Annotated in this window: 10 protein-coding genes; 4 read left to right on the forward strand and 6 right to left on the reverse strand. The window is 48.1% G+C overall.

Annotation, left to right across the window (positions count from 1 at the left end; genetic code table 11):
• Positions 1-34 precede the first annotated feature (34 nt).
• The 3 genes from AC4GL5_RS17940 to AC4GL5_RS17950 are packed head-to-tail and all read right to left on the reverse strand — an operon-like array spanning position 35 to position 1,392.
• On the reverse strand, positions 35-736 hold the full coding sequence (locus tag AC4GL5_RS17940; RefSeq protein ID WP_490384177.1) for a DUF2306 domain-containing protein: 702 nt from the start codon (positions 734-736) through the stop codon (positions 35-37).
• Positions 733-1,062 carry a hypothetical protein gene (locus AC4GL5_RS17945; protein ID WP_490384178.1) on the reverse strand — a complete coding sequence of 110 codons (330 nt, stop codon included), beginning with the start codon at positions 1,060-1,062 and terminating at the stop codon, positions 733-735. Before AC4GL5_RS17945 ends, AC4GL5_RS17940 begins: the two co-directional genes overlap by 4 nt.
• 12 nt (positions 1,063-1,074) lie before the next feature.
• Positions 1,075-1,392 carry a Bor family protein gene (locus tag AC4GL5_RS17950; RefSeq protein ID WP_490384179.1) on the reverse strand — a complete coding sequence of 106 codons (318 nt, stop codon included), beginning with the start codon at positions 1,390-1,392 and terminating at the stop codon, positions 1,075-1,077.
• Between the two features lie 114 nt (positions 1,393-1,506).
• Here AC4GL5_RS17950 and AC4GL5_RS17955 point away from each other — a divergent pair, with 114 nt between their 5' ends.
• Entirely contained in the window at positions 1,507-2,418 is a 912-nt protein-coding gene (locus AC4GL5_RS17955) for a LysR family transcriptional regulator (protein ID WP_490384180.1), read from the forward strand.
• 562 nt (positions 2,419-2,980) lie between these two features.
• Here the strand turns inward: AC4GL5_RS17955 and AC4GL5_RS17960 are convergent.
• A complete protein-coding gene (locus tag AC4GL5_RS17960; protein ID WP_490384181.1) occupies positions 2,981-4,048 on the reverse strand; it encodes a TRAP transporter substrate-binding protein in 1,068 nt (355 codons plus the stop codon).
• Between the two features lie 342 nt (positions 4,049-4,390).
• Here AC4GL5_RS17960 and AC4GL5_RS17965 point away from each other — a divergent pair, with 342 nt between their 5' ends.
• Together AC4GL5_RS17965 and AC4GL5_RS17970 are read left to right on the forward strand one after the other, a co-directional pair.
• Positions 4,391-5,515, forward strand: coding sequence for a YjgN family protein (locus AC4GL5_RS17965; RefSeq protein WP_490384182.1), 1,125 nt, complete (start codon positions 4,391-4,393; stop codon positions 5,513-5,515).
• A 27-nt stretch (positions 5,516-5,542) separates the two neighbouring features.
• The gene (locus AC4GL5_RS17970; RefSeq protein ID WP_490384183.1) at positions 5,543-6,637 is read left to right on the forward strand and encodes a M48 family metallopeptidase; all 1,095 of its coding nucleotides are present in this window, start codon (positions 5,543-5,545) and stop codon (positions 6,635-6,637) included.
• A gap of 96 nt (positions 6,638-6,733) precedes the next feature.
• Here the strand turns inward: AC4GL5_RS17970 and AC4GL5_RS17975 are convergent, their stop codons facing one another.
• Together AC4GL5_RS17975 and AC4GL5_RS17980 are read right to left on the reverse strand one after the other, a co-directional pair.
• Positions 6,734-7,138 carry a DUF5329 family protein gene (locus tag AC4GL5_RS17975; RefSeq protein WP_490384184.1) on the reverse strand — a complete coding sequence of 135 codons (405 nt, stop codon included), beginning with the start codon at positions 7,136-7,138 and terminating at the stop codon, positions 6,734-6,736.
• A 70-nt stretch (positions 7,139-7,208) separates the two neighbouring features.
• Entirely contained in the window at positions 7,209-7,802 is a 594-nt protein-coding gene (locus AC4GL5_RS17980; protein WP_490384186.1) for a TetR/AcrR family transcriptional regulator, read from the reverse strand.
• 179 nt (positions 7,803-7,981) lie between these two features.
• Here AC4GL5_RS17980 and AC4GL5_RS17985 point away from each other — a divergent pair, with 179 nt between their 5' ends.
• Positions 7,982-9,097 (forward strand): MBL fold metallo-hydrolase, encoded by a 1,116-nt coding sequence (locus tag AC4GL5_RS17985; protein ID WP_490384185.1) that lies wholly within the window; start codon positions 7,982-7,984, stop codon positions 9,095-9,097.
• Positions 9,098-9,150: the final 53 nt, after the last annotated feature.

The following is a 9,150-nucleotide window of genomic DNA, read 5'->3' on the forward strand; positions in this document are numbered from 1 at the left end:
AATACCTTATCCTATATTGGATTAGGTGTTGCACTCAGAATTGGCCGCTAAGCTTGTTAAAATTTATCCGCCTCACATTATTTAAAGCGTCACTCAGGCTTTTCTGTTTTTTGGACAAAATAATTTCGGCCACCATTAAGTTGATTACCCAGCCTGCCCCCATACAAATAGTACGTGTCAGTTCATTCTGATATTCGGAAAAGATGAAAAATGGAATGTGCGTTAATACCTGGGTACCCGCCCCCATCCCCAACACATAAGCTCGAAGCATCCAGCGCCCATGGGCACGAAAGTCCCGATTTAAGATACTCCACACGGCCTGACATAAGAACCAGGAAAGAATGACACCGACAATCAACCGAATAACGTACAAACCAACACTATCCAAGCCATACCAGGGATAAAACAATGTCATCCACAACCCCGTGAACGCACTGCCCACGCCTGAAAACCAAACGATATAGCCAATCATCCTATGCACTTTTATTGAGCAGCGACGTAAGGGTGAAAACTGCAAAATGCCAATAACACTAAAAATAATAGAACTCAGGATATGCAGGACAATCGGAATTGGGGCAGTAAGAAAACGGGCATTCTCTTCGGTAATATCCGCACCGGAGGAGATCTGCATCAGACGCATACCTCCGGCTATTGTCGGCACAACACACAGTACAACCATCAAAAACAATACAAACCATCGTGAGATAGGTGTTTGAGTTGAGCTTGAAAGAGTCATGGAGTTACCTCTCGGCATTCCACTTTAATTTGCTGTGGAGCCCATAGGTTGGTCGTCAATAGTGACGCTGGCCCCATAAAATAACTAACGATACCCGTTGCGATGAAACCGGTATAGGAATGCTGTGTGGTGACAGAATGCCACTGCTGCTCGCAGGTTTCAGCCGGATCAATGGGCTTACTCACCTCGACCAGTTCCAGCGCCACATTGTGATGCCACTTTTTCTTTACCATTGCCGTCTTTTGCGGTTCACCATTATCAAAGTGCACCGTTGCACAACCAGATAAACTGAACACGGAAAGCAGCAAAACACTGTTTAAGTTCATATCATCGCACCCCTATCGAGTTTCACACCACACCTTGCTGGTATGTGGCGTGTACACTCCAAGAGACAGCAAAGCAGCCAGGCCATCAGTCAAAGTACGTATGGATTGCATCTGCAGCACATTATTGTGTTGGCAAATCTGCGCAACATTTACGTGGTTATCACCAATCATTCCCAATAAAAAAGATGGCTGGCTTTGCATATAGCTAGGCTCAGTTGTAATGCGCTGTTGGCTGTTCGGCGTAACCGTAACAGCTGAACATCCACTTAATGCCTGTGCGGTAGTAACAATGATAATTAACATTGCATTGGTAAACCGTTGATTGTTCACCTGAGCCCCTCCACTTGTTCAACAATTACACTCGACAGCGTCAAGTACTGCGGGCATTATATCTATGCGTATTCGATTGGTAGTCAGCAAAAAATACATAATGGACATGCATAAATGCATAGCAAGACAGCGGCAAAGTGGCGCTCGCTTGGTTTTGACTGGAACCAGGCTCGTGCGTTTTATCTCACGGCGGAAGAAGGATCATTATCCGCTGCGGCGAAAGCGTTAGGTACGACGCAATCGACCGTGGGTCGGCAAGTATCATCACTGGAACGTGAACTGGGTGTGGCACTCTTCGAGCGCAGTTCAAATGGATTAGAGCTGACACCCAATGCAATTCGCTTACTCGACTTTGTCCGTAATATGGGTGAAGCCGCGCAGAACTTTTCACTCGCTGCCAGTAGTGATGCAAATACCCTTGGAGGGCACCTATGTATATCAGCTACAGAAGCAATGGCCACCTTTGTCCTACCGAAACTCATTACCGAGCTGGTAACGAATAACCCAGGCCTAAATATCGATTTAATCGCTTCTAACGACAGCAGCGATTTACGCCGTCGTGAGGCCGATATTGCGATCCGAACATACCGTCCGGATCAGCCCGACTTAATCGCTCGGAAATTAGGTCTGCAAAGCTACCGCCTATACGCTGCAGACTGTTACATCCAACGTAAGAAAGGTGATATAAGCCTCGAAAACAGCGCGCAATTGCAGTTTATTGGCTTTGATAAGGCCCATCATGTAGTTAAAATCTTGAACCAACAGGGAATGCATATAAGTTTGGATAATTTTTCGGTGGCTTGTAACCACCATCTAGCGAACTGGGAATTGGTTAAACAGGGGGCTGGAATAGGTATTATGTTGCAAGATATTGGAGATAATGAAACTGGCGTACAGCAGGTGCTACCCAGCATTGAATTACCGACGACAGAAACCTGGCTAGTGGCGCACCGGGATTTACGCACCAATCTACGCCTGCGTTTTGTTTGGGACTTTCTAGTGGAACGCTTAGGGCAAGAGTATTGAGCTTTTAGGTAGTCCTCAGGGCATTAAGTGGCTGGCAAGCCTGTCGCCACACTTAAACTAACCAGCGCGAACACTGTACCAAACCAGAACAAAAATTGCCGAGTGTCGATAATTCGACTTGAGCAGTTTGTTATGTTTTAAGCTAAATGAAGACCTAGATTGAATCAGCTCATCATTTTCAACGTTTATCACTGAATGATCCTTGGCTTGTAACGCCCAAGCACAGCAGCAATCTTGGAGTGACTACGGAGGAGTCACAAAAGGGCACCCAGCGGCCATGAACTGCTATGCCTGGTTATGAAGTGTTAACGCGAGTTAGTAATATGCCTGTTCAAAAATCATCTCTACGTGCTCTCTGTTCTCAATATTGTCTGGAAGTGATGCCCTATCACCTTTAACACCCGCGATCATTTCCTGGAGCATACCAGGACGCTCAGCATCAAGACGCTGAAGAAGTCCTGTCAACAAATACAGAGCCGCATCGGCTCGGATAACGCCAGCATCCCGCAGATACAAAAAAAGAGCCGTGACGTGTCACGGCTCCTTCTGGTGGATCAGATAATTACTCGGGACGACGCGGCATAAAGGCGTTTTCTTTCCAGATTTTGTACTCTTCCCGGAAACCCTGCAGATCACTGTAGGCTTTGGCGAAGAACGGATCAGCAGCGGATTTCTCTGCGGCGACCTCTTCCCAGGTCGTACGGAAAAGATCCAACATCTCGTCGCTCCAGCGCATATTGTGTACGCCGTTATCGTTGACGTTTTTGTTCATCGCGGCGAACTGTAGTGCTTCACCCTCGGCAAAAGACACCGCCATAGCAGAACGACAGGTGGTTTCTACCAGCGCCTGCTGGGTGTCGCTCATCTTGTTCCAGGTATCTTTATTGATCAGCAGTTCCAGCAGCGTGGCCTGCTGGTGCCAACCCGGATAGTAGTTGTACTTGGCGACTTTATGCAGGCCGATCATCTGATCGATCACAGGCATAGAGAATTCGGTGGCATCAATCGCACCTTTTTCCAACGCGGGGAAGATCTCTGCACCAGAGAGTAAGGAGGTGTTCACACCCAATTTCTGCATCACCTCACCACCCAGACCAAAGAAACGCATTCTCAGGCCTTTCAGATCTCCGGCACTCTCAATCGGCTTACTGAACCAGCCAGACGTTTCCGGTGCGACCACGGCACAGGGAATCGCATGTACGTTGTAGCCGTTAATATCGTACATCTCCTGCCAAAGCTTGCGACCATTACCGTGATAAACCCACGCCATATACTCACCCGCTTCCGGGCCGAAAGGTACCGATGAAAATACCGATGCTGCCGGGATTTTACCAACCCAATAACCGGGAGAACCAAATCCGGCATTAACCTTACCCGCCGATACGGCATCCAGAATCTCAAAAGGGGCAATCAACTTACCTGGCTCGTATTTCTTAACCCGCAATGTTCCGGCTGAGGTCGTATTCAGCGTGTTTTCGATATAGGTTGCGGTGGTTCCGACACTAGGGAGCTTAGAGTTAAAGGCGATAGGCATCTTCAGCATAATTTTCTTGTCGGCCGCCTGTGCAGGAAGGGATAGTGCAGAGGCAAGGCATACAGCCAAAGACAGGGTTTTGATCGGGTGTTTCATAAGGGTTAGCTCCGATGCTTCATTATTTATTTTATTGGCACAGCTCTTTTTGAGAGCAAATCGGCCAATTTTAGTCGGCCAGAACCCTGCATGAACAATGATTAGATCGAATCAGGTCATTAGCTTTACTGATAGTAAAATTCCCCCTCATTCGATACTGTTATAAAAAAAGCCCTTGCTGGCTGATGATTTGAGACAGAAAGCACAAAGTTACACAAGTGTGCATAAAAACTACGAGATGATGCTGCAAATGCCATTACAAATCGGTATAAAGCTCTTGCTCTAATAAGATCCATAAGCAAAATGCATTTTTTCTCTTAGAATTAATACAAGGATGTCATCATGACAGATACCCTTCCGAACGGGCCTGATCTGGAAACCCAAAAAGCTCAACCCTTGGACATGACTCCGCGTCATACGATCAACCGTGTCCTCAACAGTAAAACCGTACCTGTGGTTTTCACCGGCAAGAAAATGGAATACTTCAAGCTTTGGCTGGTTAACCTGCTGCTGAGTATTATCACGCTGGGCATCTACAGTGCCTGGGCTAAAGTGAGAAATACTCAATACCTGTATGGACACACTCAGGTTGATGGTCATCGCTTTTATTTTTTGGCAAAACCGATCCAGATTCTGATTGGCCGTATCATAGCCGTTGTTGTTTTTGCTATTTACACCCTCATCTCACAGCTTAACCCGATTCTGGGCCTGATCTGCGGTCTGCTTCTGCTGGCAGCCTACCCCTGGCTGATCAACTCCGGTTTACGCTTCAGTATGCGTAACACCTCATACCGCAATGTACGTTTTACTTTTAACGGCAAGTATATGGGGGCTTTAGTCGCCTTCCTGGCACTACCTATCGTGGGTGTGCTGACGTTATGGTTGGCAATGCCTTGGGTACTGAAAAAAATTCATCAGTATATCTACGAGCACATCAGCTATGGTGGTAAACCGGTTCGGCTTTCAACATCGACTGGTTATTACTACAAGGCCTCGCTGATCACTCTGGCAATTACAGCGGTGATCTTTGGCGGTGGTTACCTCTTTGTAGAAGCCTCAGACCTGCTCTACAAACTGCAGTATGGGTACTACTCCATTGCCGCGGTAATACCGATGTTTATTGCATTCTATCTGGTCGCCCTTAGCCTGATTGCCGGTGTCTTCTATGCGTTGATGTTCAATCATCTGGGTAATGCAATGAAAATGGATGATGTGGCAGCACTGAAAACAAACCTGAGTATTCAGAGCTATTGCTGGTTGAATCTGAGTAACAGCCTGCTATTAATCGTGACTCTGGGACTGGCTTTCCCAATTACTCAGATCCGTAAGAATCATCTGCTGGCCCGCGCTACAGAAGTGGCACTGCAGCCGGATATCGAACACCTGGTAAATACCGAGCAAACGGATGAAAGAGCCTTTGGTGAAGAAGCCGCTGGCGTATTTGATGTTGATCTGTCTCTGACCTGATTCAGGGATCATTGAAAAAGGTAAATTATGACAGCCCCCACTGAAGAGAACTCTTTCAAGGCCAGACAGCATCGGCCCGAAAGAAGTATTCAGGGAGTCTTTCAGGAGGCCGGTCGCGCAGCAGCGCAACCGGCCTTTGCCGTTATAAATCATGATGGCAGCATAAAGATTCTCAGTCTGGAGCAGGACGTTCTGCAGGAACATGCCATGGATAAGCTGGAGTACAGCTCGGTTATACCGGGGTTGCCGGCAGAGCTCCATCTGCCGGATGGTGCGCGTTTTATCCCTGAGGATGTCAGCTTCCGCTGGCCGGGGCTGAAGCCGGAAGCTCACATTCCCGGTTGGCTGGAAACTCACTGGATCGCGGTCTTCGTTTCTGTGATCATCCTGCCACTTTTCTTATGGATGATGAGTTTTAAAGTGATCCCGGCAGCGGCCAGTATCGGTGTCGCCTTTTTACCGGATAGTGTGGCCCAGGAATCCGGCAAACAGACACTCATCATCCTCGACCGTATCTACATGGAACCCAGCACGATTCCGGAAGCGCAACAAACCGAGATACGGGAACAATGGCACCAGGCACTGGATGCGCTCAATATACCCAGAGAGAATTACAGACTCAATTTCCGGAGCTGGTCAATGGGCGCTAATGCCATGGCACTGCCTAATGGTGATGTGATCCTGACAGATGATATTGTTGAACTAATGAGCAAGCACCCCGAGCAACTCACCGCAGTGATGCTGCATGAAATTGGCCATGTGGAACATCAGCACAGTATGAAGATGGTCGCTCAGGCAACGGCAACATCTATGCTGTTTGCTCTGATGTTCGGCGATATTGAAGGTGCCGGAGAGATGGTCATTGGTGCTGGCGCCAGCTTAATGCAAAGTGCCTTCTCAAGGGATATGGAGCGGGAAGCTGACGCCTTTGCCTATACCCAATTACATAAACTGGGACAGTCTCCGACCGATTTCGCCGACGCAATGACAACCCTGATGAAAAGCCATGGCCGTAGCGAAACCGATAACAGTAAAGAAAGCTCACTGGGGGACTATCTGAGCTCGCACCCGGCAATTTACGAGCGGATTGAGGCCGCCAGAAACTGGCAACCTGCTCAATAATCGTACCGGGGTATAAGGCTGGAACATTAAAAAGCCGAAGCAGGAGAGCCTGTTTCGGCTTTTTAAGTGTGAGGGATAAGAATAACTGCTGGAAACTTACCTCAAAGAAGCATCCTGCTTTCTATACCTCTTGAGAGCCCTTAGCAGCCAGTCCTGGCTTTTCTCAGTATCCGCTCCGGGACAGATCACCTGATAGTGGCGTCCGCTGAAGGTGCTTTTACTGGCAGATAAGCGAATAAAGTCTTCAGCGGTCTCGATGTCGTCATGAAAATAATCGTATTTGCTGCGGATATGCTCCACCGCTTCTCTTCCCGTGTGCCGGGTGCCGTTACGGTCATAAAGGCACTCCGTCTTACCAACGTAGCTCAACAGGTAGTTGATCTCCTGCTTAACTTCGGAGCTAACCTCTGCCCGTACTTGCCCGACGCAAAACAGTAACAGCCCCATCACAGAGATACAGGCCAGCAAAGAGATTCTGCCCTGTTGTTTAGATAGCCCCATAAGACGGCACTCCTTCTGTTTTTTCTGTTCGTTTCGATGCCTTGTTTTTTAGCGGCTATTAATCTGGGCTTCAGACCTGATAGCGGGCCAGAAACATCGCTACTGTCTCTTTAATGGCAAAATCCCGGTCAGCTTCCGTAACTTCAGCCAGCTGATAAAGCTGTGGGTAAAAAATAAAAGCTTTCAGCTGATAGACAAACTGCTGGCTGGCAAAGAGAGGATTTTCTACCTTGAGTACACCCGCTTGGGTTGCTGCCATAAGAAACGGCTCCAGATAACTCAGACAACCGAATTTTTCCTGAGTTAATGTCTGCGCCAGCATCGGATCTTTAAGCAGCTGCATAAAACCGATTTTTGCCACCCGCAGGAAAGGTTGAGAGGACATTAGCCCTGCTTCGCACAATGCAATATGGGTCAGCTGATCGCCAATCGCCCGCTCCGGATCAAACTCTACTGCCGCCCCTTCCGAGAGCTGGCTGAACATACGTCCGATAATCGCCTGGAACAACTCTTCTTTATTGGCGAAATGGTTGTACACCGTACGCTTGGAAACACCAGCGACCTGCGCCAATTGATCCATACTGGTGTGCTCTACACCAAGATCGTAAAAAAGTTGTTCAGCGGCATCGAGAATCTGAAGTCGTTTTTTGTCGGAAAGTTTCATTGTTGTCAAAGCGTTACCATATAAACACTGTCTAATAATAGGCGCTAGTGTACTGCAGCGGAGAAAAACTTACACTGTGCAGTTTACTTTTTACCACCAAAATGTAAACTACACAGTATAGTTTACCTGATATAAAACCCGAAGATCAAAACCCGAAGATCAATACAAAGAGTGATCCCATGACCCCATTCAAATGGATTCTGGCACTTAGCCTGACTCTCTTAGCCGGAGGTTGCATGATAAATTCCGAACTTGTTGCCACCACAGATACCATGAAGAACCCCAATGCTGCCCGTTATGAAGATGGTAAGTTCCACAATAGCGCTGAAACCAATCAGGCTGGGTTTGGTAAAACCGTGGGTATCTTCTGGCGCTTTATGACCGCCAGTAAGGTCGATGCTGAGCCAGAAGTCTCTCTGCCAGTGAAAACTATTACCCGCGAACAACTGGATAACCTGGCAGATGACCGCTTCTGGCTGGTAAAACTGGGCCACTCCTCTGTTCTGCTGAAAGTGTATGGTGATTACTGGCTGATTGATCCGGTATTTGCCGAGCGCGCCTCACCTTTTTCTTTTATGGGACCTAAACGCTTCCATCAGCCACCTATTGAGCTAAAAGAGCTGCCGCCCATCAAAAAGGTGCTGATCTCCCATAACCACTATGACCATCTGGATAAAGACGCCATCGCTTATCTGGCAGAACTGAGCGAACGCTTCTATGCACCGCTGGGTGTAGACGGAGATCTGAAGAAATGGGGCGTGACAGAAGAGAAAATCAGAATTTTCGACTGGTGGCAGGAAGAGCGAGTCGGTGATCAGCTGATCGCATTTGCTCCAACGCAGCACTTTTCAGGCCGTGGCATGACCGACCGTAATTCAACACTCTGGGGATCCTGGGTGATCAAAACGGCCAACGAGTCACTTTATTTCAGCGGTGACTCCGGTTATTTCGCGGGCTTTAAGCAGATTGGCGAAACCTACGGCCCCTTTGATCTGACAATGATTGAAAACGGTGCTTACAACGAAGATTGGGCCGACATCCACATGACTCCGGAAGAGAGTGTTCAGGCTCACCTGGATCTCCAGGGTAAGGTGATGATGCCTATCCATAACGGCACATTCGATCTGGCGTTTCACGCCTGGTACGACCCACTGAATCGGGTAACAGAAGCAGCCGAAGCCAATCAGGTCAGTCTGAGTACACCCGTTGTCGGCGATATTCTGCAGGTTACGTCACCGGCAGTTGAGCAGCGTTGGTGGCAAAGCTTACAGAAAACCCAGCTGGCAACGCTCTAACCCTCTGACTTCCTGAGTTAATCTGTCAAGCCAACATGAATCAAAAACGCCGG

This window comes from Oceanospirillum sp. (genome assembly GCF_982874595.1).